The following is a 23,249-nucleotide window of genomic DNA, read 5'->3' on the forward strand; positions in this document are numbered from 1 at the left end:
CGAGCTGGTCCGCGCGGGCACGCTGACCTGGCTGTTTTCCGGGCTGCGCAGCGACGAGATCGCCCGCCTGCGGGTCGGCTGCATCCGTTGGCACCACGAGGGAACCGCGATCACCGGTGACTCCGATCAGGTCCTGGCGCGCGACGCGGTCTGCCTGCTCGACGTGCCCACGCACAAGACCGGCACCGCGTTCACCAACCCGGTCGACCCGATCCTCGGCCAGGCCCTCGACACCTGGCAGACCTTCCGCCCATCCCAACCACCGCTTCTCGACCGCCGCACCGGCGAGCGAGTCGACCCGCTGTTCGCCGTCCGCGCCCGCCGAGTCTCCTCGTCCTACATCAACAACACGATCATCCCGATGCTCTGCCGCAAGGCCGGCGTCCCCGCCGCCGACGTGCGAGGGAACATCACCAGCCACCGGGCCCGGTCCACGATCGCCAGCCAGCTCTACAACGCCAAGGAACCGATGACACTGTTCGAGCTGCAAGCCTGGCTTGGGCACCGGTCGCCGCAATCCACGCAGTACTACGCGAAAATCAGCCCCACCACGCTCGCCCGGGCCTACACCGACGCCGGCTACTTCGCCCGCAACGTCCGCACCATCGAGGTGCTCATCGACCGCGACGCCATCACCACCGGTGCCGCTGCCAACGGCGAGCCCTGGCAGTACTACGACCTCGGACACGGCTACTGCACCTACACGTTCTTCGAGCAATGCCCACACCGGATGGCCTGCGCCCGTTGTGACTTCTACACCCCGAAGGCGTCGTCCAAGGGACAACTGCTGGAGGCCAAGAACAACCTCCAACGGATGCTCGCCAACATCCCGCTCACCGACGACGAACGCGCCGCAGTCGACGACGGCCACACCGCGCTCGACCAACTCCTAGAACGACTCGTCGACGTTCCGACACCGACCGGGGCAACGCCCCGCGAGATCGGCGGCCGAGCAACGCCGACCCTGCTGCCGATCGTGTCGGTCAGCCACAGCAACCAAGGATGAACTTGACAGACTGGATTCCACGTAACTACTAAGACGATCAAGAGGCAAATGTACGGCCGCGCCAAATTCGACCTCCTCCGCAAACGCGTCCTCCTCGCCTAACATCACGGAATTTGTGCCAGAACCATAGAGTTCACCGTGGGATCGTCACCGAAGTTCCACACCACTCGGGACATGCCTCCCGCCTGGACCTCACCAGTTACCAGCGTTTCGCACCACAATCCGTACCACGAGGACGACGTGGTCAGCGGCCAACGGCGTAGCCCTGCATGCCGCGCGGGTTGGCGGCGCCCCACAGCACGCCGGGGCCGGTCTGGGTCGCGGCCGACGGCGGAGAGACGGCCGAGACTCCAGGCGCCGGCTCGGGTGATCCGGTGGCCGCGCCGCTCCAGCGCCGTCACGACGTCCTCACCCAGGCGGTCCTCGACGACGACACCGCCGGGCTCGCGATGCCGTGGCGCAGAATGAGCTGCGCGGAGGTGCTGTTGAACGCTGGCGCGACCTTTCGCGATCGCCCCGGTTACGTTCCTCGACCGTGTGCACGCAGATCAGCGCCGCCCGGCTGCTGCTATGCCCGGCCCGATGCATCAGCTCGCGTACATTCGCCCGGGCCACCCTGCGGCCTGAGAACGTCGCCTTCGTCCACAGCCGCAGGTTCCCCTCGTGATACCGCTGATTGCGTCCCTGTCGGCCCCTTGTCGTGCGCGTCGCACTTCGAGGCGTATTCGACGGCGAGGAGCCGGTTGGGCGGCCAGCCGCGGTTGCGCCACAACTCACCGTGCCGCGGCGGTTCACTCGCCATGGCACGGCTACATGCCCACCGGTCGGACACTAACCACAGACATCCCGGGCGGCTCAGTCTCGGGGGTGCCCGATGCGTGCCGGTTGCCAGGACTCGGGCCCACGCCGGAGAGCCGACCGACATCGCGAGACCGTGTTTACGGTTGACAGCTTACACTGCCCGTGGGATGTTCCTCCCTAAGCACGTGGCGGTTGGACCGATGGTCAGGTTCGTGCCGTGCAGATGTCTTCGTGGACCACGACAGGATGCGCATGAGGCCGATCGCAACGCCGGACAGCGCCGCCATGGGGCCGCCTCAGCGTGGGCGGTCGGAGACCCGAGCGGCGGGCACATCGTCTCGGCCTGTGCAGTTCGACGTGCGGGGGCACCAGTACACCGGCACGCTCGTGGTACCGGATGGACATAGCGGTTCGGCGCCGGTCGTGGTCCTCAGCCGGGACTGGCCAGTTGCGACGCCTACGGCTGTGGCAGCCGCGACAACCTGCCTCCCCGCGGCCGGCTTCGCCACCTTCGGCTACCGGTCGAGTTCCCCTCGATGCGAGCAGACACGGCTGCGCCCGAACGAACTCGTCATCGCCTTGCGGGCCGCCGTAGCTCGGTTACGCAGCGAACCCGACATCGACAGCAACCGCGTAGGCGTACTGGGGGTCGGTCCCATAGCGGGCGGCGTCGCCCTGGTCGCGGCGGCGGACGATCCTTGGGTCAAGGCGGTGTACGTGCACGATCCGGTGCTGGACGGCGAGTCCTGGATGAAGGAGCGCGCGGAGTTCGACGACGAGGAGTGGGACTCGCAGGTGGCGGAGACGATGGCCCGGCTTCGTGCGCGAACGGTAGGCGCCGCGGATGCGGACCACGTCTTGATTGGCCGGTCCGGTGCCGCGGATGCGATCGACCTCGTCGCATTTGATCATCTGCTTCGTTTCCGGCCTGCTCAGCACGCCGCGCGGATCCCGTCCTCTCAGCTGAGGGTGATGCGGACGGGTGATGCGACAGGCGAGTGCGTGGAGGACATAGTCGCGCAGGGCGCCAGTTGGTTCGGCGACGCTCTGCGGACCGCGGACTACGACGTCTCGTACGAGGCGGTGTAGCGATGTCATACGCATCGACGCCACTGGGAGACTGACGTGATCGAGTTCGCTCATCTGAGCAAGACGTACACCAAGGGACGAGGAAAGAAACTCTCGGAGCTGCTCGTCCTCGACAACATGAACTTTCAGGTCCCCGAGGCGGAGTTTGTGTGCCTGCTCGGACCGAGCGGCTGCGGCAAGACAACGCTGATCCGAATCGCTGCGGGTCTCGTCACTGCCGATGCCGGCACCGTCGTCCTGGACGACCGCGTGGTCACCGGGCCGGGGACTGACCGCGCTCTTGTCTTCCAGAGCTACGGCCTCCTGCCGTGGCGGTCCGTCCTGCGGAACGTGGAGTTCGGTCTCGAGATCAGTGGCATGTCGAAAAGTGAACGCCGCGCGATCGCGCGCGAGAAGATCAAACGGGTCGGCTTGGAAGGCTTCGAGTCGCACTTTCCCCATCAGATCTCCGGCGGGATGCAGCAGCGCGTTGGTCTGGCTCGCGCGCTCGTCCGCGACCCCAGCCTGTTGCTGATGGACGAGCCGTTCGCCGCGGTGGACATGCAGACCCGCGAGACCCTGCAGGAGGAACTTCTGAGGGTCTGGACCGAGTCGAAGCGAACGGTCATGTTCGTGACGCACAGCATCGATGAGGCGATCTACCTGGCCGATCGCGTGATCGTGATGCAGGCGAACCCAGGGAAGATCGTTGAGGACATCACCGTGGACCTGCCGCGTCCACGGTTCGACTACGACGTCAAGGCCACCGCCGAGTTCGGGGAGCTGCGGCACAGGTGCCGAGAAGCACTGGGGCAGCGAGTGCCAGCCTGACTGGAGGAATACATGCGCATTCGGAGTCTTGGAATCGTCACCCTTATCGCCGCACTTGCCTGCTCTCTTGCCGCCTGCGGTGGTTCGAAGAGCGATGAGAGCGGGTCGTCCGACCTCGGCACGATCAGGCTCGGGCTTGGCACGACGCCACCCGACCTTACCGCCAACCAGTTCTACTACGCGGTCAAGAGCGGCTTCTACAAGAAGCGTGGTCTCAACGTCGACATCTCCCCATTCGCGGACGACCAGACTGCCGTCCGTGCGCTGCAGTCCGGCGAGGTGGATGTGATCTGGACCGGTGCCCTGGCCGGCATGAGCGCCATGCAGGGCGGAGCCAAGATGAAGGTGATCAGCGCCACCGCACCCGTGCTCGGGTTCGAGGTCGTCGGGATCCAGTCCATCAAGCGACCGAAGGACGTGGAAGGGCACAAGCTAGGCATCTCGGCACCGGGTGCGGTCTCGGCCGTGACGCCGATCATCATGCTGCAGAACGACGGTGGCGATCCCAAGAAGGTGCAGGTGCTGCCGATCGGCGGAAGCGGCGCTCGTGCGGCCGCACTCGCCGCGAAGAAGATCGATGTCGCCGTACTCAACCAGCCGTACGTGTCGCAGATGAGCAAGTACCCGTTCCTGCACGTGATCGCCAAGGCCGCTGAGGCGATTCCGGACTACATCTACTCGTTCGAGATGACATCGGATGAGGTGATCAAGGATCATCCGAAGGCGTTGAAGGCGTTCGTCGCCGGAAGCGTCGAGGCCGACAAGTGGGCGATCGCGAACCCCGACAAGGCGGTCCAGATGAGCCATCAGGTGCTGCCGGACGTCCCGGTCGAGGACCTGAAGCTGGCCATCGACGACATGGCGAAGACCAGCTACTGGAGCACCACAGGCGACGTGAGCCAGAAGCAATGGGACTTCACCACGAAGTCGCTGTTGGACAACAAGCTCCTACCCAAGCCGATCGCCTACTCGGATTACGTCGATACCCAGTTCTCAGCGAAAGGCTGACGCCCATCCAGGACGCAGTACCCGAGAGACGGAGGTAGCTGATGCTGCGACTGCGCCCGTTCACCATGCACAAGGCGACGAGCGCCATGGACGCGTGCGACAGGCTGACCGAACTGGGTGAAGATGCCACCTGCTATGCGGGCGGTACGGAGCTCCTGATCGCCATGAAGCTGGGCATGGCACGGTACGCACACCTGGTCGACGTAAAGGCGATCGGAGAGCTCCGGGACATCACCGTCGAACCGGGTTCGGTGACCATTGGCGCCGCGGTGACTCACCGGCAACTGTCGCGGTTCACCGAGCTCCCCGGCACGCTGTCGCTGTTGACCGAGGTGGCCGGTCGCATCGGTAACCCGCGCGTGCGTACGGCGGGCACCTTGGGCGGCAGCCTGTGCTTTGGAGAGCCGAGGTCCGACCTGGCGATACTGGCGGTCGCGCTCGACGGCCAGTGCGACCTCGTCTCGGCGGGCGGTACGCGGACGCTGACGGTGGAGGAGCTGGTCGCAAACCCTTACGCCGCGGACCTGCGGTTGGGCGAGCTCATGACGCGTGTACGGCTAGCTCCGTTCCCGGGTGGCTGGCGCTTCGCCTATCGGAAGATCCAGTGGGAGGAGCGCCCGCTGATGGGCATGGCGGTCGGTTTGCGGGAACCGCAACCGGGCGTGGTAGCGGACAGCAGGCTCTCGATCGGCGGAGCGGATGTGCCGCCGCAACGCGTCAGACCGGCCGAAGAGCTGCTGCGCGGTTCGGTCGCGGAGCTGCCCGAACGGGTAACTGCAGCCGCCGCAGCTGTCAACGAGGCGACCGAGTGGGTGGACGGCGATGGGTACTCGGCGCTTTACAAGGCGCACCTGGCGGAGGTCCTGTTACGGCGGACTGTGACGGCCGTAGCCGCCCGCAGCGGTACAGCGACCTCGGTGACGGGGGAGGCCTGATGGGCTGTTCCGACCAGTCGAGGGGTTCGAGCGACGGGCGTCGGACGACATTGACGTTCACCCTCAACGGTGAGCGGGTCGAGCTAGAGGACGTGGAGTACAGCCAAACGCTGCTTGAAGTGCTGCGCGATTTCCTTGACCTGTTCGGGGTCAAGGCGTCCTGCGAGGTGCAGGTGTGCGGCGCCTGCACCGTGCTAGTGGACGGTGCGCCAGTGAGTTCATGCTGCACCCTCGCCGCCGACGTCGACGGCCACCGCGTCACAACCGTTGAGGGGCTCGCAACCGAGGCCGGACTACATCCGGTCCAGCAGGCGTTCGTCGACAACTTCGCGGTGCAGTGTGGTTACTGCATTCCAGGCATGGTGATGAGTGCGGTTGCCTTCGTCGCAGAGGAGTCCGGGGAGGCAGACCTGCACACGCGCAAAGAGCGGCTGCGCGAGTTCATGAACGGAAACTACTGCCGCTGCACGGGTTACGAACCGATTCTCCGCGCGATCACTTCCGGGCTGGACAGGCCGTCGGGCAACGGAGCGAAGGCACCCGCTGCGTGGTCGCGCGAGGAGACTTCGTGACCCGGTCGACGTACGGCCCGAAGGGAAGCCGCCTGTGCGAGTCGTAGGAACATCCGCACGCCGAACAGACGCGGTGGCGAAGGTCACCGGCCGGGCTAGATTCACTGGCGATATGACCGTACCCGGAATGTGCTATGCGGCAGTGGTGCGGAGTACGCGTGCGCATGCTCGACTCGTTGACGTCGACACGAGTGCGGCATCACGCATTCCTGGAGTCGTCGCGGTCGTCACTGGAGCCGACCTGTCGGGGCTGCCCGAGCAGCGCTACGGCCATGCCTTCCGGGACCATCCGGTGCTGGCGCTGGAGAAGGTGCGCTACGTCGGTGAACCGGTGGCCGCGGTGGTGGCCATGGACGAGCGGACGGCACAGCTGGCCAGGGAACACGTCCAGGTGACCTACGAGGCGCTGCCGTACGCCACCGACACGGGTGATGCGATGAAACCGGACGCGGCGCCGATCCACGAGCGGGACTACCCGTCGGGCACCTTCTCCGGGATCACCGACAGGAGCGCCGGGCCGTTCGCGGCGAGTTCAAACATCTGCCACAGCAAGGAGCTGGCGTGGGGAGACGTCGAGGAGGGGTTCCGCCTCGCCACTCACGTGGTCGAGCAGACCTACGAGTTCCCCATGGTCTATGCCTTCGCGATGGAGCCCTACGTCGCGATCGCGGACTACTCGACCGACGGCCTGACCGTGTACAGCTGTGCCCAGCACCCGTTCGCGGTCCGGCGCGACTTGGCGAACCTGTTCGATCTCCCGCTCAGCGCCGTGCGGCTCGTCGTTCCCTACATCGGCGGCGGGTTTGGTTCGAAGTCCTACACCAAGATCGAGCCGCTCACGTCAGTGCTGGCGTGGCGGGCACGGCGGCCGGTGAAGCTCGCCCTCACCGTAGACGAAGCCATCCTCACCACGAGGGTGGCTTCGGCGAGGGTGCGCCTGCGCACCGGCGCCAGCAGTGAGGGCCGGCTCGTGGCGCGCGAGGCGACGATCGTCACCAACGGCGGCGCCTACGCGGAGAACAGCCCACACGGCGCGGAGCTGTCCACCCGGCATGTCATCGCCCCGTACGTCATCCCGAACGTGCGGGTCAATTCCGCGTTGGTGTACACCAACACCGCCCCGGCCAGTTCGTTTCGCGGGTTCAGCAGCACCCAGGTCGCGTTTGCGTCGGAGTCGCAGATGGACGAGCTGGCCGACCTCGTCGGCATGGACCGGGTGATGTTCCGGATGATCAATGCCGCTCATCGCGGTACCGAGGTGATCCCGTCGCTGCGCTCACTGGACGGCGACGTGCCGAGCAACATCAAGTTCGCACATGAGGAGTTCCAGAGCAGGCTCCGCGACGCGCCTTCCCGCGAGTACGACGACGGCTGCACAGGAGTGGGGCTCGGCCTCATGCTGCTCGGCGCGGGTGCGCAGCCGACCAGCACCTCCAGGGTCACCGTGCATGCCGACGACTCGGTGACCGTCGCGACCGGGACCTCCGAGATGGGGCAGGGCAGCGAGACGGTGCTCGCGCAGATTGCCGCGGAGGAGCTGGGTGTGCCGTACGACCGGGTCCGGGTGCAGCGCGCGGACACGGCGTTGGCGCCTTTCGACCGGTCGACCGGTGCGAGCCGCAGCACGACATTGCAGGGACGCGCCCTCATCGAGGCGTGCAAGGACGTCCGCACTCGGCTGATGGCGATGGCGACGGCCGTCGCCGATGGCAGCCAGGTGGAGGAGGTATGCGACCTCGGTGGCGTCGTGATTGCTGGCGAGTTCCACACGTGGGGTCAGCTGCTGCACCGGTACTTCGAGATCGGTGACTGTGAAGCCGTAGGCGGGGGCCACGTCCGTCGCGCGGGCGACCTCGAGCAGCTGCCGGTGTTCTGGGAGAGCAGCATCGTGGCGGTCCGAGTGGTCGTGGATAGGGACACCGGCGCTGTGCGGGTGAGCGACCTCAGCGCCGTCGCCGACGTGGGGAAGGCGATCAACCCCGCCATGGTGGAGGGCCAGGATCTAGGCGCCGCCGTACAGGGCTTGGGACCCGCGTTGTTCGAGGAGCTGACCTACGACGGTGAGGAGCTCGCGAACGGCAGCCCGCTGCTTTACCGCATCCCACGATTCAAGGACGTACCGGAACGCATGTCCTCGAGCCTCATCGAGAACGGTGACGGTGTCGGCCCGTACGGCGCCAAGGGCGCGGGCGAGGGCGCGATCTCGGCCACGGCCCCTGCATTGGCGTCGGCCGTCTCCGCCGCGATCGGGAAGGAGCGGATTCGGAGGTTACCTCTCACGCCGGAACGAGTGTGGCGCTCAATGCAGGGTCTGGACGACTACGTCTCGACATGACGACATCTGATGATGGGAACACGATGACCGACTACTCCTACGGAGTCCTCCTACCGCACTTCGGCTCCCACGCCAACAGGGACGCGCTCCTCGACGGCGCGCAGTCGATCGAGCGGTATGGTTTCGACAGCGTATGGGTTCGTGACCACGTGGTGTTCCACCCGCACGCGCACGAGGACCAGAACCGCACGCACATCGACCCGTTCGTCGTCATGAGCGCAATCGCTGCGACAACCAAGCGAATCGTGCTCGGGTTCGGCACGTTGATACCGCACCGCCACCCGATCCACGCGGCGCTGCTGCTCGGCTCGCTCGAGTTCATCGCGGGCCCCGGGCGCGTTCTCGCGGCTTGGGGCATCGGCGGGGCGCCGGCGGAGTTCGACGCGATCGGCATGGCCGGGTGGGACCGGCGTGAGGTTCTGGAGGAGCAGGTCGGCATCATGCGCCGGCTCTGGGCGGGCGAGACGGTCGACCACAGCGGCAAGTACTACGAGTTCAGGGATGTGGCGATCCAACCGCTGCCTGCCGGCGCCAACCTCCCGCTGTGGTATGGCGGCACGAGCAAGGCTGCGGTACGGCGGGCCGTCGAGTACTGCGACGGCTGGATCCCGGGTCGAACACCGCGCCGCGACTACAAGGTGCTCGTCGAGCGGATGCGGCACTTGGCCGATAAGGCGCGTAAGGCACTCCCGCGCACGGGTACGATCCCGCTCGTCAGCCCGGCCAAGACGGTGGAGCTGGGTGCCAAGTATGCCGACATCGACGCACTCTCGGAGGAGATGCGGCACTTCGGCTTCCTGACCCCACCGAGCGGCGGGTTCGCGACCACCGGCGACTTCGACGGCGCCCTCATGTCCGGTCCGCCGGATGTGATCGTGGAGGAGGTGCGCAGGCATCAGGCCGCCGGAGCGGAGCACATGGTCTTCGACCTGCGCCAGCGCTTCGGCGAATGGGAGGATTGCCTGGCGGTCCTCGGCGAGGAGGTCCTTCCGGAGCTGCACTGTGGCGACGGTAGAAGCTAACCGCGAACCGGTGCGGGACGCGCGGCCAGGAGTGCTGACCGGCCACCTCGCCCTGGTGACCGGAGCGGCCGGAGGGATCGGCCAGGCGCTGGCCGAAGCGTACGCTAACGCGGGTGCGAACCTCATCCTGCTGGGTCGCGACCTGACGAAGCTGCGCGCCATGGCACGACGGCCGGTCTTCGCGAAACGGCGGGTAACCACAGTGGCGCTTGATGTGTCCGCCGTGCACTCCGTCGAAGTCCTCCGCTCCGCGCTGAGATCCGCCGACGATCGCTATCCAGACATCTTGATAAACAATGCCGGCATCGGACAGGGCGCTGGACCTCGACCGGTGCGGTCGGTACTGGACGTGACGCCGGAGTTCTGGGACCGGATGTTCGACACCGACGTCCGCGGGCCGCTGCTACTGATGCAGGCGCTGATCCCGGAGATGGTCCGCGCCGGGACAGGCAGCATCCTCAATATCACCTCCAGGCTGGCCTACCGGTCCGTCCCGGGGACGGCACCGTACGGGCCGGCGAAGGCGGCGATGGACCAGTTGACCCGCGTCGTCGCCAAGGAGCTCGAACACACTGGTGTCCGTGCGAACCTGCTGCATCCCGGCGGGCCGATCCGGACGGGGATCTTCAGCGAGGCATGGCCGGTACCCGCAGGCAGCGTGGTCGCCGATCCGGCGATCATGGGCCCGCCGGCGGTGTGGCTGGCTACCCCGGCGGCGGCCGGTGTCTCCGGCAAGACGATAGACGCTCGAACGTGGCAGCACTTCGCAGACGGGAGGCGACCATGACTGCGCTCAAGAGGCTCGTCGGCGCGAAGGCCAGCGATGACACCTCGGGCCTGGTAACCACGCCCGAGCGACCCAGCGTGCTGCGCCGCGCGCACCGCGTCCTTCGCTCTCACTCGTGGATCGTGACGATCGCGTCCCTGGTCGTGACGTTCGCCATCTGGGAGTGGTACGGGCGGGGCGTCGACCCGATCTTCTTCTCCTATCCGACGGCCATTGTCCGGGCCATCCCCGGGATGATCTCGTCCGGCGTCTTGGTGGATGCGATCATCACCAGCTGCCAGTCGCTGTTCATCGGGTTGGTCGGCGCCATCGTCCTCGGCATCCTGATCGGCCTGGTCACCGGCCGGTACCGCCTCGCCGATGCTGCGCTGAACGCTCAGATCACGGCGCTGTACTCCACGCCGACGGTGGCGCTGATCCCGCTGCTGATCCTGTGGTTCGGACTGGGCCTGGAGGCGAAGGCAATTATCGTCTTCTTGTCGGCGGTTTTCCCGATCATCATCAACACCCATGGCGGCACCGCGAACGTCCAGGGGAGCCTGGTCGAGGTCGGTCTGGTCGAGGGTGCCAACGAACGTCAGATCTTCACCAAGATCATTGTTCCCGGTGCCCTGCCGTACATCATGACCGGTATCAGGCTGTCCGTCGGCCGAGCTGTGGTGGGCATGGTTGTCGCCGAGATGTTCACGGCGATCGGTGGGCTCGGCGGGCGCATCATCACCTACGGCAACTCGTTCGCAACCGACAAACTGCTGGTTGTGGTCATGGTGCTGGCGCTGCTCGGAGTTGCCCTGACCGAGGCGACCAGGCGGTTGGAGATGCTCTTCGCGCCGTGGCGCGTGCAGCTCAAGGACTCCTGACGATGCGCACGGAGACGGTGCGGTTCCACAGCGAGGGCCTGGCGCTAAGTGGGCGGCTGCACGTGCCCGACGGCGACGGCGCCCACCCGGTAGTCGTCCAGGGCTGCGGCTGGATGGAGGCATGCTGCTCGGACGTGAGTGAACCGTTCCACCGCGGTCTGGTGGCGGGCGGCTATGCGGTGTTGCAGTTCGACAACCGCGGTTGGGGAGACAGCGAAGGGGAGCGATCGCGGATCGAGCCGTACGATCAGGTCACCGACCTGGTCAACGCTGTCCGTTACGTCACGACACGATCCGACCTGGATCCGGGCAGGGTCGGGATCTTCGGTCTCGGTGGAACGGGTGCGGGTAACGCCGTCTATGCGGCGGCGGAGTGCCCAGAGGTCAGGTGCATCGTCCTGCAGAACGTCGTCGCCACGGGGGTGGAGTGGTTCCGGCGGATGCGTCGCGAGTATGAGTGGCTCGAGTTCAAGGAGCGCGTGGCAACCAACCGGGTACGGGCCGCCTGCGGTGGCGAGGACGAGTTGGTCGACCCCACCGAGGATCTCATGGTGGGGACGCCCGCGCGCCGAGCTGCAGGCATGCCCACATACGGCAGACAGTTCGCGCTCTCGTCGGCCGAGTCGCTCATGGCGTTCCGACCGATCGACGCGGTCGCGCGCGTCAGCCCGAAGGCTCTGCTCATCGCCTGTATCGAAGACGACCCGGTGACCCCGATCGGGCATGCGTTGACGATGTACGAGGCGGCCGGCCCGCCGAAGTGCCTCGTCCGGCAGAGCGGTGTCAGCACGTACGAGGCCTACACCGTGAACTACGACCGGCTCATGCGGAGCTTCCTCGACTGGTACGGCAGGTACCTGGGATGACGCCACCCGTGCCGCCATAGCGGGAACATCGGCAAGGTCCAGGCAATGGCAGAGGAGTGATCAGGTATGCATCATTCGCTGGAGAGACGCCTCGAGCTTGTCGCCCCAGTGGAGAGGGTGTGGGCGACGGTGACCGATGTCGAGCGCCTCGTGTCATGGATATCGGTACTGCACTCGGCGCGCGAGCTCGAAAGGCTGTCGAGCTACACGGCGACGCTGGAAGACAGGCTCGGCCCCTTCCGGTTGCGCGCGGATCTGGACGTGCGGGTCACCGACGTGGTCGAGCCGCGGACGATCACCATTCGAGCGGACGGCGAGGACCGACAAGTGGGTTCGCGCATCGCGGTCGCTGGCACCCTCAAACTGTCCGAGATGGAGCACATGACTTTGCTGGCCATCATCGGCGAGTACGAAATCACCGGAAAGGCGGCCTCGTTGGGATCGTCGAGCATACGCAAGAAGGCGAACATGATCGTGGCGGAGTTCTGCGCACGGGCAGCCGCCGAGCTGGACGGTGCGAGCCCGGGAACGGCGACGCGCACGGATGGGAGGACTTGATGCGTGACGGGGCATATCGCGTGGTGCATCCACGCGGTGTGGGCAAGGAGCCCGGCGCGTGGAGCCACGCGCTCAGCGTCGATCTCTCGGCCGTGTCGCGACTGGTCTTCATTGCCGGTCAGACCGCGTTGAACGAGCGCGGCGGGTTCGACGACGTAGGTGACTTGCGGCAGCAGTTCGACAGGGTCTACGACAACATGGAACAGGTGCTCGCGGCCAGTGGCGCAACGTTCACCGACGTCCTCGCGTTCCGTACCTTCCTTGCCAAGCAGGCCGATCCGGGCACCTTCCGAGAGATGCGCAATGAGCGGCACCGGCTGATATACCCCGACGGGAACGCCCCACCCAACACATTGGTCGTGTGCGACCGACTGGCGGAGCCGCAGATTCTCCTCGAGATCGAAGCCGTTGCCGCAATCTGACCGGCCCGCCTGCGACGACGACCGGAATGCGCGTGAGAAGCATCTGCACGCGACCGAACAGTGTGGGGCGGGAAGTTGTGTGGCGGTTGGTGAGAGCTGCGTGGCCGGCACAGCTGAAGCTGCGCTGGTTGGTTGCGTTCCTTCTGGTGGCCCTCGCCATGCGGCCGGCCATCTCGGGTGTTCCTGCGGTGCTCGTCCTCATCGACCGGGACGGGGTGCTCACGGCGACGACGGCAGGAGTTCTGGTCGCTCTACCAGTCCTCTGCTTCGCACTGGCGGCGCCTGCTGGTGCGGTACTTGCGCGCACGCTGAGCCTGCGTTGGGCGTTGTTGCTGTGTCTGGTCGCGATGTCGGTTGGTGCCGGCATGCGGGTCGGGATCAGTTCGGTCTGGTTGTGGGTCGGAACGCTGGTGCTGGCGGTGGCCGTTGCGTTCGGCAACGTGCTGATGCCCGCGGTCATCAGGGCTACGTTCCCCACGCATATAGGCGTGATGACGGCAGCCTACGCAGCCGCGATCGGGTTGGGGGCGTCGTTGTCCGCGGGTCTGACGGTGCCGATCACGCACCTGCTCGGCGGCAGCTGGCGTCTCGGCATCGGCGTGTGGGCGCTGCTCAGCGCGTGCGCGGCGGCGGTCTGGGCGGGCAGCAGGACGCGTGCTCCGACCGATCCCACAGACGTGCCGAGGCTACGCGGCACCCGGCTGCTCGGGAGCGCTCTCGCTTGGCAGGTGACGTTGGTGATGGCGATGCAGTCGCTGCAGTACCAGTCGCTCGCCTCATGGCTGCCCACCATCTACGTGGACCACGGTCTCGGCGTCGTCCACGCCGGGTTCCAGCTCTCCCTATACACCCTGCTGGGCGTTCCCGCCTCGCTCCTGATGGCAGGGGTCGTCTCGTGGTGCGGTCGTTCGTACGTCGTGGTCTTGGGGGTGGGCGCACTGAATCTGTGCGGGCTGCTCGGGCTGCTCCTCGTTCCCATGCTGTACCCGACTCTGTGGAGCTGCATACTCGGCCTGTCGCAGGGTGCGGCGGTCTCACTTGCGCTGCTCTTCAACACGATGAGGGCCCGGTCGGTCGACTCGGTTGCGCAACTTTCCGCGATGGCACAGTCCGTCGGCTACGGGATAGCGTTTGTCGGCCCGCTGGTGCTGGGTTGGATGCGCTCGGCATCCGGCTCGTGGACCGCGCCGATCGTATTCCTGCTTGTCTCGCTCGTCGGCCTGGTGTGGTCAGGCATCATGGCGTCGCGCGAGCGGTACGTGGACGGCGGGGAGGGCCCGCTCGTTCTTCCCGGCGGAGCTACTTCTTCGGCGCCGCTTCATTGAGCTGGTTCGCTTGCGTGTCGCCCGGGTCGCCATCGTCGGCGTTGATACCCACCAAGACGCTCCACGGCTGGTCGCCGCCCTCGCCACCGAGGTGGCCGACTCGGAGCCTGATGTGGTCGCGCGTGTACTCCGCCGCTGTTTCGACGTCGCCGTCCCGCGCCGCTTCGTAGATGGTCCGGTGGTAGGCGAGGACATTTTCCAGCCGCCCCTTCAACGTGAGCGTCCGCAGTTCATACCGGTGGACGAGGTCGATCACGGGCTGGTAGGCGATCTGCAGCGGACTGTTGCCCGAATGCTCGACGAAGAAGTAGTGGAACGCGCCGTTGGCCGTGAAGAAGGCGGTCATGTCGCCCGCGCGGGCGCTGGCCTCGAGCTTGTCGTACCGCACCTTCAGCTCGGCACAGTCCGCCGGGGTCAGCCGGGGTACGGCCAGCTGCACGGCCAACACCTCGAGCACCTCGCGCACCTGGTAAGCGCTGAGGAAGTCATGGGGCACTATCGGCCGCAAGTGGGCACCGCGACGCGGGGTCAGGACTACGAGGCCGTCCGAGCTCAGCCGGCGGAGGGCTTCACGCACGGGCCCCCTGCTGACGCCGTACCGCTCCGCGAGCGCTACCTCCTGCAGTTCCGCCTCGGGAGGGAACTCGTCCTGAATGATCGCTGTCCGTAGATCGAGGTAGACCTGCTCTGCAAGAGTCCTCCGTTCCAGGTTCGGCATGGTGGCACCTCGATGATCAGTGGATGGACGGTCCATTCGCCGCGGTAATCCTGCTCGTCAACCGGTCTCGTGTCACACAAGCGGGCAGCCTAACCGCCGTTGGCGAACCGGCGCGATCCCGACCTGTCTCCCGCTTGTGTTGACAGTAAACGGCTTACAACAGATACTCTAGCGCATGAGGCTGCCCGATCTCGGGATTCGCGTATCCCCGTTCCGTCGGCAGCGTCACTCTTGTCCGGGCTCTCCCGGTAGCCCGAACCGCCTTCGATAGGGCTCTCGAGCCACTCGTCTGCGCGCGAACGCCAACATGAGGAGCACCGCATGGAGAAGGAAGAGATCCTCGCCACGATCGGCAAGCACTTCGATGAGGAGAGGGTGATCGAGCAGGCCGTCGAGATCGCCCGGACGCCTTGCCCGCAGACTGAGCTGTACGATCGCGAGCCGTCGATCTTGTCGGCGATCCGGAATCTCTACCGACCAGCGTACGAGGCTGCTGGGTGTGCCACGTGGATCGATGACTACGGCAGCCTGATCGCATCCCAGGGCAACGGGGATGGCCCACACCTGCTCTTCCTGAGCTACGCCATGGCGTGGACTGAGGGCACCATGCAGCGTCCCTGGGAAGGGCGCCTGATGGACGGTTCCCGGTTTGGAATCGACGGGCGGATCATCCGCGGCCGCGGCGGCTCCGAGTACCACCCGACGAACGTCGCCCAACTGGAGACCGCGCGCATAATCCACGAGAGCGGCGTGCAGATCAACGGGACGATCACCTACGTGGTCTCGAGCGGTGGCCACACGTCGAGCATGGACCCAGTCCTGCACCTCATCCATAACGACGACATCCGGGCCGACCTGTGCATCATTCCGGGAAGTAAGAAGATCGTCCTCGGCAACATGGGACGCCTCGACCTTCGACTGAACGTCTGGGGCAGGTCCGTGCACAGCGGCGGCGAGCTTTCAGTGGGGGAGAACGCGATCGAAGGCGGGCTGGAAGCACTCAACCGGCTGATGTCGATCATGCCGTTCACGCCGAAGGGCGTGGAGGACCCGGACATGGGCAAGGGGCGGCTGTCCATCATCGGGATCGGAAGCTACCCGTTCTCTCCGGGTTACCACGAAGGTGTCGGAAGCGGCGGGCACACGCTGCAGAATCTGATGCGCATCATGCTCGACCGGCGTCTCCCACCGGGCCAGGACGTAGACGAGGCCATAGCCGAGATCCGTGAGGTGTTAGCGGACTTCCCGTTCAAGGTGACGTACGAGCGCGGGGCGCTGCAGCTGCCGACCAAGCACGCCCCGGATGCCCCCGTGGTTACCACGGTGGAGGAGGCGTACCACGCCGCACTTCGGACCACGCCCGACCGCGGTTACGTCGACTACACCATCGACGCCGGCTACCTGAACCACGTGGGCATTCCGACACTCATGTTCGGCGGTATCGACATGCGGTTTGCGCACGGCGACGACGACCTGATGCAGGTGAACGACCTGAGCGATCTGTCCAGGGTCTTCGCTTACTGGGCCATCAAGAACGCACAGTAGGCGGAGACTTCGCCTTGCACATCGAGGAGATCGAGTTCGTCAGCGAGGGCTGCCGCCTGCGGGGGCTGTTGAAGCGCCCGATCAGCGGGTCCGGACCGTGGCCGACGGTCATACACGGTCCGGGCTGGCTGGAGACAGTGGGTGACCCGCTCAGCGTGTCGTTCCATGAGGGGCTGGTCAGCGCCGGCTATGCGGTTCTGTACTTCGACCTGCGTGGGTTCGGCAAGAGCGAGGGTGAGCCTGGCTGGATACGCCCACTCGACCAGCAGGTGGACATCCGTAACGCCATCACATATGCCAGTACCAGAGGTGACCTGGACATCGAGCGGCTCGGCCTCTTCGGCTTCGGTGGCACCGGTGGCGGCAACGCCATGTACGCCGCGGCCCGTGATCGTAGGGTGAAGGCGATCTGCGCGATGACGGTCGTGGCTGACGGCGTGCAGTGGCTCAAGGAGCAGCGCCGGGAGCACGAATGGGTCGCCTACGTCGCGGAACTGGAACGTGACCGGCGCTCCCGGGTCCTGGGCGAGCCGGGTGCCCTGGTCGACCCGACAGAGCAGATCATGGTCGCGACGCCAGAGCGCAAGGCGAAGGGCATGCCCGTACGGGGCCACGAGTTCTACCTGGCCACGGTGGACTACCTGGCCGACTTTCGCCCGGTCGACATCGTCGGTCGCCTCGGGAAGTGCGCCCTGCTGTTGACATGCGTCGAAGACGACGTCGTGACGCCTGAACACCACGCCCGAGAGCTGTTCGCCGCCGCCGCCTCACCGAAGCGCCTGCTCGTCCAACGTGGGGTCAGTCACTATGACGCCTACTCGGTGAACTACGACGTGCTCATGGCCCACTTCGTCGACTGGTACGACCACCACCTGCAGACAGGAGTACGTACCGTTGCCGCGGGTAGGTCCGTACCGGCTGACGTGGTCGACGTACCGCGCCAACGGGCGGTGGCACCGGTGGCGTCTGCGGACGAGCTGATCGGGTGAGGTCGATGGAATACTCCGGTGACCGCGCCGAGGTCTGGACCGAGGTGGAGTTTCTGGTCCTCCGACCGGCGGAGCGGGCCGATACCTGCCCGCCTGACACTCGAGCCGAGCCATACCTGGCGCGGATCAGGGGTATGGCGGCCGGCCCAGTGGTGGGCGATCAGGCCGAGGTACGGACCGCGGCTGACCGTCGGATCACGGGCAGGGTGCGTGAGCTGGAACCCGGGTACCAGCACACTTTCGGGCACCCGCTACCGGAGTGGGTCAGCATGCGCGAGCACATCCGCAGCCTCGTCCGCGGAGCCGGGCAGCCACCGAGCCCAGCACCGGCGGATCAGCCATGAGTGCTGGAGCGTATGACGCGGTAATGGCGCGCAAGGCGGACATCCTTCGCGCTGCGACCGGAATCGACTACAGCCGCTACACCGACGGACCGGTGATCGTCGACTACGCCGGGCTGATGGCCTCGACCGGTTACGACGCGACGGAAGTGCGTTCCCTGCAACGTGCGCGCGGAGTGGGCGGTACGCCGATGCTCGAGTTGCGCAACGTCACCCGGCTAGTCCGCGAGCTATCCCCACCGGGTCACGGCGCACGGATCCTGGTGAAGGACGAGGCAGCCAACCCGTCCGGCAGCTTCAAGGACCGGCGCGCGTCCATCTCGGCGCACCACGCGAAGAAAATGGGCTACGCAGGCCTCGTCGCCGCTACGAGCGGGAACTACGGCGCGGCGGTCGCCAGCCAGGCAGCCGCATTCGGCTTGGGTGCCATTGTCATCCAGGAGGCCTACGACGGTGACGGTCGGGGTCAGCCGGAGATCCTGGAGAAGGCACGCAAGTGCGAGGCGTTGGGCGCCGAGGTCATCCAGACGACCGTCGGCCCCGAGCTGTTCTTCATGTTGTTGAAGATCCTGGAGGAGACAGGCTGGTTCAACGCCTCGCTATACACGCCGTTCAGCGTCCAGGGCATCGAGACCCTAGGTGAGGAGATCGTCGAGGACAGCGTCGCTTTGACTGGCAGGCGGCCGGCGATGGTCCTGTGCACCCACGCGGGTGGCGGCATGTGCACTGGAGTGGCGCGCGGGCTGCGGAACGCGGGCAGCGAGGACACACAGGTCGTGGGTGTCAGCGTCGATCTCACCGGCCTGCACATGGCATCCGATCACGACTTCAACCGGAAGTCGTTCACAACAGGTCATACCGGGTTCTCCGTCCCGTTCACGTCCTGGCCCGACCGCGCGGATGTACCACGCAACGCGGCGCGCTCCCTGCGCTATCTCGATCGATTCGTCACGGTGTCACAGGGGTCGGTGTTCTTCGCGACCGAGCTACTTGCCCAGGCCGAGGGACTCGAGCGTGGCCCGGCCGGCAACATCTCCCTGGCGGCGGCACTCGTGTTGGCACGGGAACTGCCTCGTGACGAGCTCCTCGTGGTCACCGAGACGGAGTACACCGGCGCGGGCAAGACGCCCTGGGCACAGCTGGCGTTTGCTCGCGACATGGGCGTCGATGTGGTCAACGGTGGACCCGAGTCCGAGCAGCCCGGTGCGGTCATCGCCTTACCACTCTCGCCGACACAGCTCGCCTGCACCGAGGTCGATCTCGGTGCAGTCCGCCGCTCCTATATCCGACATGCGATGACCATGCTGGGCAGGTCGCCGGGAGAAGCGGAGCTTGCGTTCCTGGCCGAGGACACCCGGCTGAGCTTCGCCGAGCTTGCCGACCTGATGACGCCGGCAACGGGCTGAGGAGCGAACGTGCCTTCCTGGCCTGACGTAGAACCTAACGTAGTACCTAACGTAGAAGGAGCGCTGGGCAACCTGGAAGCCGTCGCGGCACACGTCATGTCCCCGGCGACCAGACTGTCGTTCCCGTCGGTGGTCGTCGACGGTGGTGCGGGTGCGACGTTCTGGGACCGTACTGGTCGACGGTTCCTCGATCTGCACTCGATGGCGGGGGTAGCCAATGTCGGCTACGGCCATCCGAGATTTGTGGAAGCCGTTGTCGAACAGGTCCGCCGACTCGTGCACTGCAACCCCGCATACGTCCTGCATGAGGCACCCATTCGTCTCGCGCAGCGGCTTGCGGCGTCCACGCCGGGCACGTTCCCGAAGCGAGTTGCCTTCGGCCTGTCCGGCAGCGACGCGAACGACGGCGTCATCAAGCTGGCGCGAGCGGCGACCGGGCGCCAGCTGATCGTGGCGTTCACCGGCGCCTACCACGGCAACACTTACGGGGCACTGAGCATGTCGTCCGTGTCCGCCGCGATGCGCCGCGGCTTCGGTCCGGTGGTGCCCGGTATCGTCCACGTCCCGTTCCCGGATGCGTACCGTAGCCCATACCGCGGCGTCGACGTCGCCGAAAGCTACCTCGCCGAGCTCGATGCGGTCTTCGATGTCGTGGCGCCACCGGAAGACGTCGCCGCAATCGTCGTCGAACCGGTCCAGGGCGACTCCGGAGTGATCGTACCGCCGCAGGACTTCATGACCGGGCTCGCCGAGCGGGCACGCCGGCACGGCATCCTGCTCGTCGCCGAAGAGGTGCAGACCGGGCTCGGTCGCACGGGTCGGATGTACGCAGCCGAGCACTTCGGCCTGGAACCCGACATCATGGTCCTCGGCAAGGCGTTGGGTGGCGGTATACCAATTTCCGCAATCGTCGCGCGCAGCGAGCTGATGGACAGTTGGCAGGCGCCCGGCCATGTGTTCTCGACGGGGATAAGCCCGGTCGCCGCGACCGCGGCACTCGCTGTGCTGGACATCCTCGCGGACGACGACCTGGTCACGGCGGCCGCGACCAGGGGTGGCTTGCTGCAGCGCGGTCTGACCGAGATGCAGGACAGGTATGCCGAGATCGGTGACATCCGCGGACTGGGCCTGATGCTGGGAGCTGACCTGGTAAGCGACCCGGAGACCCGCACGCGGAACCGTATCCTCGCGGCGAAGGTCATCAAGGGCTGTTTCGACCGTGGCTGCTACCTCACCTTCCTCGCCGGCTCTGTGCTCCGGTTCATCCCCCCGCTCGTCATCACCGACAACGAGATCAACCATGCGCTCGAGACCGTCGAGGTCTCGCTGAAAAGTGCCTTGTCCGGCAAGGTCTCCGACGAGGAGGTAAGGGAGCTGACCGGCTGGTAAGCGGATCAGCCACCAGAATCTCGACCGCAACGCACCGTGGAGGCCGCGCTACAGCCCTCTTCCCAACATGACCAGCTGAGAGGACAGTGAGCGCCGGCGAGGCCGAGTGCGCCGAACGCGAGGATCACGCCCAGGAGTCGCCACAGCGGTCTAACGGGAACGGGTTGACCAGCGGCCCGGTTCCCGCGTCGAGATGGAACCCGTAGAAGCCACGCAGCACCGTCTCGCTGTGCGCCCGCACCGACGGCGCATACGCCGCCACCGTCGACGAACCGCCTGGCGCTCCGCCCGAGTTCCGCCAGTGCGGCCGAGCCGGCTTTCCCGCCACCAGCATCCAACGGCAGAAGTCCCGCGCCTCCACCCGGGTCGCCCGGTGCCACGGCACCTCGATCGCCCACAAGAACCGGAACCACCGCAGCAGATCCATCCCATACGAACGGAGCGTCGCCACCGAACGCCCGCTGGCCTGCAAGTCGCGGAAGAACACCGACACCGCCTCCACCGGCGCACCGCTCGAGTCGACCAGTCGGAATGGCAACCACGGATCACCGGTCTCCTCAAGCAACCCCGACAACGGCACCATCAACCTCGCCAGGTCCCGCGGCCGGTCCACCTCTTCGATCATGAGCCGGGACCATAACCGAGCAACCCCGCGCTAGCCCGTCAACCTGCGCAAACGCGTGTCGTTGTTCAGTCAACAGGTAATGCGACCGGAACGCGGTCCACCGTTCGGTCTCCACCCGGGCTCGGGAGAACCCGAGGACCTGGGCGACCGCGGCCTTAAGATTGTCGTAGCGGACCTTGCCCGTCGGCACCCCGCCCAACACCTCGAGTGCCTGGACGTGGCCCTCGAAGAAGGCCTCCTGGCCACCGGAGGCGAAGATCCGATGGACCGCCTTGCCGGAAAACGACATCCGGAACGCGAACAACACACAGGTCACCTGCTCCCCGCGCAGCCGCACCGCGACCTCACCGAAGTCGACCTCCGCCTCCGCCCCGGGGCGATGCGACTGCGGCACGAACGCGTTGGTCGGCTCGCGGCCGGCCTCGACCCGGATCTGTGGCCGGCGCTGTGGGACATAGGCGCGGACCACCTGATACGACACATCCCGCATCCCGTGCTCGTCGATCAACCGGTCGAAGATCCGCTTCACCGTGTGTCGTTGCTTGCGCGGCGCGTCCAGGTCGACCAGCAGAATCTCATCGATCACCGGCTTATACGGATCCAGCTTCGACGGCCGGCGCGGCAGCTTCTTGCGCTGCTCCGGCCACACCGACGACAACGCCTTCAACACCGTCCGACGGCCGACCCCGTACTTCTGCTCCAGACTGCGACTGGACTGCTACACCACGCCAACGTCATCGTCACCGACGGCGAGTCCCACCGCATGCGCGAAGCCCGAGCGAAGGGAGACACCGCCACGAAACGTCGCTGACCAACCCCAGGGGTGGGGACTTCTACCTGGCCACCAGCGGGGACCGCAACTTGGCCGTTGACACCGACACAAAGGCGACCCTCGACGATGTCAGCGCGCCGCAGGTCGGCAGCTACCCGTACGGAGCGTTCGGCAGCGGCCAGCGCGCACGCTCCCTCGATAGAACCGACGCACCGCAGGACTTCGTCGGAGAAGGAAGTGGCGCACCTCTCGGACACGTCTGACGTGACGCTGTGCACCGCTCGCCGGACGATGGCGCGGCAGCAAAGTCCGAAGGGTAGCTCCGCGACATGACACCGGTCGTGACGCGAAATGCCGGTGCCTGGTGAGGGTTCGGGCGGTGGCCGGGGGCGGCTCTGAGGGCGTTGTCGCAGGTAGAGGGCGGGGTAGTGGGGGAGAGCAGTTCTCTAATCCGTCGGTCGCGGGTTCGAGCCCCGCCCGCCCTACCCACTCTGACCAGGCGAAACGCCGCGAAGGCCGCGGCCGCTTCGAGATGTCCTCACCGCGCCGGCCTCGGGCGCGGCGCTGCTGTACGCCACCAGACATCGCGATCTGGGTTCCCCGGGTCAGTAGGACATGCGCTCCATGTGAACACGGAAGCTGAACCGGTCTGGGCGATAGAACTGATGGAGGTACTCGACGGGCTCGCCAGTCTTGGTATAGACGACCCGGTCCACTCTCAGTACGGGGGCGCCAGGTTCGATCTGGAGCCGCTCGGCAGTCTCCTCGTCTGCGCCGTCAGCCCTGATCTGCTGGCGCCCGGACGCCAGGTGGGTTCTGGGGTCGGCGTCCAGGATCTGCAGCAGGGAGGAGTTGGCCCGTCGGGACCATCGGAACGAAGAGTCACGCCAAGCGGTAGGCGAGCACGGGGCCGGCGATCGCAGCGCTATGTCGGTTACGTGGGGTGCCTGTTGTTCGTTGTCGGTTTATGCCGGTGGACTTTCTGAGTGATGAGCAGGCTGCGGCGTACGGCCGGTTCACCGGCGTGCCGAGCCAGGCGGAGCTGGAACAGTTCTGTTTCCTGGACGA

At 66.3% G+C, this 23,249-nt stretch carries 20 protein-coding genes and 3 pseudogenes; 18 read left to right on the top strand and 5 right to left on the bottom strand.

Features of this window, described 5'->3' with window-relative positions:
- The coding region (locus tag GEV10_24800) for a tyrosine-type recombinase/integrase (GenBank protein MQA81660.1) at window positions 1–1,006 on the top strand (1,006 nt) is incomplete at its 5' end.
- 244 nt (window positions 1,007–1,250) lie between these two features.
- On the opposite strand, the pseudogene GEV10_24805 reads toward GEV10_24800, so the two are convergent.
- Window positions 1,251–1,449, bottom strand: a pseudogene (locus GEV10_24805) (transferase).
- Between the two features lie 703 nt (window positions 1,450–2,152).
- Between GEV10_24805 and GEV10_24810 the strand changes: the two are divergent.
- The 13 genes from GEV10_24810 (at window position 2,153) to GEV10_24870 (ending at window position 14,396) form a co-directional block, all read left to right on the top strand.
- Entirely contained in the window at window positions 2,153–2,896 is a 744-nt protein-coding gene (locus GEV10_24810; protein MQA81661.1) for a hypothetical protein, read from the top strand.
- Window positions 2,897–3,013: 117 nt separating this feature from the next.
- Window positions 3,014–3,706 carry an ATP-binding cassette domain-containing protein gene (locus tag GEV10_24815; protein ID MQA81662.1) on the top strand — a complete coding sequence of 231 codons (693 nt, stop codon included), beginning with the start codon at window positions 3,014–3,016 and terminating at the stop codon, window positions 3,704–3,706.
- Window positions 3,707–3,718: 12 nt separating this feature from the next.
- Window positions 3,719–4,714 carry a PhnD/SsuA/transferrin family substrate-binding protein gene (locus tag GEV10_24820; GenBank protein MQA81663.1) on the top strand — a complete coding sequence of 332 codons (996 nt, stop codon included), beginning with the start codon at window positions 3,719–3,721 and terminating at the stop codon, window positions 4,712–4,714.
- 41 nt (window positions 4,715–4,755) lie between these two features.
- On the top strand, window positions 4,756–5,649 hold the full coding sequence (locus GEV10_24825; GenBank protein MQA81664.1) for a hypothetical protein: 894 nt from the start codon (window positions 4,756–4,758) through the stop codon (window positions 5,647–5,649).
- Entirely contained in the window at window positions 5,649–6,221 is a 573-nt protein-coding gene (locus tag GEV10_24830; GenBank protein MQA81665.1) for a 2Fe-2S iron-sulfur cluster binding domain-containing protein, read from the top strand. Before GEV10_24825 ends, GEV10_24830 begins: the two co-directional genes overlap by 1 nt.
- Before the next feature lie 112 nt (window positions 6,222–6,333).
- Entirely contained in the window at window positions 6,334–8,556 is a 2,223-nt protein-coding gene (locus GEV10_24835) for a molybdopterin-dependent oxidoreductase (protein MQA81666.1), read from the top strand.
- Window positions 8,553–9,578 (top strand): LLM class flavin-dependent oxidoreductase, encoded by a 1,026-nt coding sequence (locus GEV10_24840; protein ID MQA81667.1) that lies wholly within the window; start codon window positions 8,553–8,555, stop codon window positions 9,576–9,578. The genes GEV10_24835 and GEV10_24840 overlap by 4 nt, the downstream gene beginning before the upstream one ends.
- On the top strand, window positions 9,451–10,365 hold the full coding sequence (locus tag GEV10_24845; protein MQA81668.1) for an SDR family NAD(P)-dependent oxidoreductase: 915 nt from the start codon (window positions 9,451–9,453) through the stop codon (window positions 10,363–10,365). Before GEV10_24840 ends, GEV10_24845 begins: the two co-directional genes overlap by 128 nt.
- Window positions 10,215–11,225 carry an ABC transporter permease subunit gene (locus GEV10_24850; protein MQA81669.1) on the top strand — a complete coding sequence of 337 codons (1,011 nt, stop codon included), beginning with the start codon at window positions 10,215–10,217 and terminating at the stop codon, window positions 11,223–11,225. The genes GEV10_24845 and GEV10_24850 overlap by 151 nt, the downstream gene beginning before the upstream one ends.
- 2 nt (window positions 11,226–11,227) lie before the next feature.
- Window positions 11,228–12,091, top strand: coding sequence for a peptidase S15 (locus GEV10_24855; protein ID MQA81670.1), 864 nt, complete (start codon window positions 11,228–11,230; stop codon window positions 12,089–12,091).
- A gap of 66 nt (window positions 12,092–12,157) precedes the next feature.
- On the top strand, window positions 12,158–12,649 hold the full coding sequence (locus GEV10_24860; GenBank protein MQA81671.1) for a hypothetical protein: 492 nt from the start codon (window positions 12,158–12,160) through the stop codon (window positions 12,647–12,649).
- Window positions 12,649–13,071: a hypothetical protein gene (locus GEV10_24865; protein ID MQA81672.1), complete on the top strand. Its 423-nt coding sequence runs from the start codon at window positions 12,649–12,651 to the stop codon at window positions 13,069–13,071. Before GEV10_24860 ends, GEV10_24865 begins: the two co-directional genes overlap by 1 nt.
- A gap of 26 nt (window positions 13,072–13,097) precedes the next feature.
- The gene (locus GEV10_24870) at window positions 13,098–14,396 is read left to right on the top strand and encodes an MFS transporter (GenBank protein ID MQA81673.1); all 1,299 of its coding nucleotides are present in this window, start codon (window positions 13,098–13,100) and stop codon (window positions 14,394–14,396) included.
- Here the strand turns inward: GEV10_24870 and GEV10_24875 are convergent.
- The gene (locus tag GEV10_24875; protein MQA81674.1) at window positions 14,371–15,150 is read right to left on the bottom strand and encodes an FCD domain-containing protein; all 780 of its coding nucleotides are present in this window, start codon (window positions 15,148–15,150) and stop codon (window positions 14,371–14,373) included. The genes GEV10_24870 and GEV10_24875 overlap by 26 nt on opposite strands.
- A gap of 285 nt (window positions 15,151–15,435) precedes the next feature.
- Here GEV10_24875 and GEV10_24880 point away from each other — a divergent pair, with 285 nt between their 5' ends.
- From GEV10_24880 to GEV10_24895, 4 genes are all read left to right on the top strand, one after another.
- Window positions 15,436–16,659: a peptidase dimerization domain-containing protein gene (locus GEV10_24880; protein MQA81675.1), complete on the top strand. Its 1,224-nt coding sequence runs from the start codon at window positions 15,436–15,438 to the stop codon at window positions 16,657–16,659.
- Complete coding sequence (locus tag GEV10_24885) at window positions 16,635–17,648, top strand: alpha/beta fold hydrolase (protein MQA81676.1); 1,014 nt, start codon at window positions 16,635–16,637, stop codon at window positions 17,646–17,648. The genes GEV10_24880 and GEV10_24885 overlap by 25 nt, the downstream gene beginning before the upstream one ends.
- Window positions 17,649–17,988: 340 nt before the next feature.
- On the top strand, window positions 17,989–19,395 hold the full coding sequence (locus GEV10_24890; GenBank protein ID MQA81677.1) for a pyridoxal-phosphate dependent enzyme: 1,407 nt from the start codon (window positions 17,989–17,991) through the stop codon (window positions 19,393–19,395).
- Window positions 19,396–19,491: 96 nt separating this feature from the next.
- Complete coding sequence (locus tag GEV10_24895) at window positions 19,492–20,784, top strand: aminotransferase class III-fold pyridoxal phosphate-dependent enzyme (GenBank protein MQA81678.1); 1,293 nt, start codon at window positions 19,492–19,494, stop codon at window positions 20,782–20,784.
- 145 nt (window positions 20,785–20,929) lie between these two features.
- Here GEV10_24895 and GEV10_24900 read toward each other — a convergent pair.
- The 3 genes and pseudogenes from GEV10_24900 to GEV10_24910 all read right to left on the bottom strand — a co-directional run bounded on the left by GEV10_24900 (window position 20,930) and on the right by GEV10_24910 (window position 23,110).
- Window positions 20,930–21,409 (bottom strand): annotated as a pseudogene (locus tag GEV10_24900) (integrase).
- Window positions 21,410–21,485: 76 nt separating this feature from the next.
- A pseudogene (locus GEV10_24905) lies at window positions 21,486–22,124 on the bottom strand (IS21 family transposase).
- 662 nt (window positions 22,125–22,786) lie between these two features.
- A complete protein-coding gene (locus GEV10_24910) occupies window positions 22,787–23,110 on the bottom strand; it encodes a UTRA domain-containing protein (protein ID MQA81679.1) in 324 nt (107 codons plus the stop codon).
- Window positions 23,111–23,249 lie beyond the last annotated feature (139 nt).

This window comes from Streptosporangiales bacterium (assembly GCA_009379955.1).
Taxonomy (GTDB): Bacteria; Actinomycetota; Actinomycetes; order Streptosporangiales; family WHST01; genus WHST01.

Coding starts and splice junctions, on each gene's coding strand:
- GEV10_24815 (MQA81662.1), top strand. CDS start 3,014: ATGAACTTTCAGGTCCCCGAGGCGGAGTTTGTGTGCCTGCTCGGACCG.
- GEV10_24820 (MQA81663.1), top strand. CDS start 3,719: ATGCGCATTCGGAGTCTTGGAATCGTCACCCTTATCGCCGCACTTGCC.
- GEV10_24825 (MQA81664.1), top strand. CDS start 4,756: ATGCTGCGACTGCGCCCGTTCACCATGCACAAGGCGACGAGCGCCATG.
- GEV10_24830 (MQA81665.1), top strand. CDS start 5,649: ATGGGCTGTTCCGACCAGTCGAGGGGTTCGAGCGACGGGCGTCGGACG.
- GEV10_24835 (MQA81666.1), top strand. CDS start 6,334: ATGACCGTACCCGGAATGTGCTATGCGGCAGTGGTGCGGAGTACGCGT.
- GEV10_24840 (MQA81667.1), top strand. CDS start 8,553: ATGACGACATCTGATGATGGGAACACGATGACCGACTACTCCTACGGA.
- GEV10_24850 (MQA81669.1), top strand. CDS start 10,215: ATGGCCGGTACCCGCAGGCAGCGTGGTCGCCGATCCGGCGATCATGGG.
- GEV10_24855 (MQA81670.1), top strand. CDS start 11,228: ATGCGCACGGAGACGGTGCGGTTCCACAGCGAGGGCCTGGCGCTAAGT.
- GEV10_24860 (MQA81671.1), top strand. CDS start 12,158: ATGCATCATTCGCTGGAGAGACGCCTCGAGCTTGTCGCCCCAGTGGAG.
- GEV10_24865 (MQA81672.1), top strand. CDS start 12,649: ATGCGTGACGGGGCATATCGCGTGGTGCATCCACGCGGTGTGGGCAAG.
- GEV10_24870 (MQA81673.1), top strand. CDS start 13,098: ATGCGCGTGAGAAGCATCTGCACGCGACCGAACAGTGTGGGGCGGGAA.
- GEV10_24875 (MQA81674.1), bottom strand. CDS start 15,150: ATGGACCGTCCATCCACTGATCATCGAGGTGCCACCATGCCGAACCTG.
- GEV10_24880 (MQA81675.1), top strand. CDS start 15,436: ATGGAGAAGGAAGAGATCCTCGCCACGATCGGCAAGCACTTCGATGAG.
- GEV10_24890 (MQA81677.1), top strand. CDS start 17,989: ATGAGTGCTGGAGCGTATGACGCGGTAATGGCGCGCAAGGCGGACATC.
- GEV10_24895 (MQA81678.1), top strand. CDS start 19,492: ATGTCCCCGGCGACCAGACTGTCGTTCCCGTCGGTGGTCGTCGACGGT.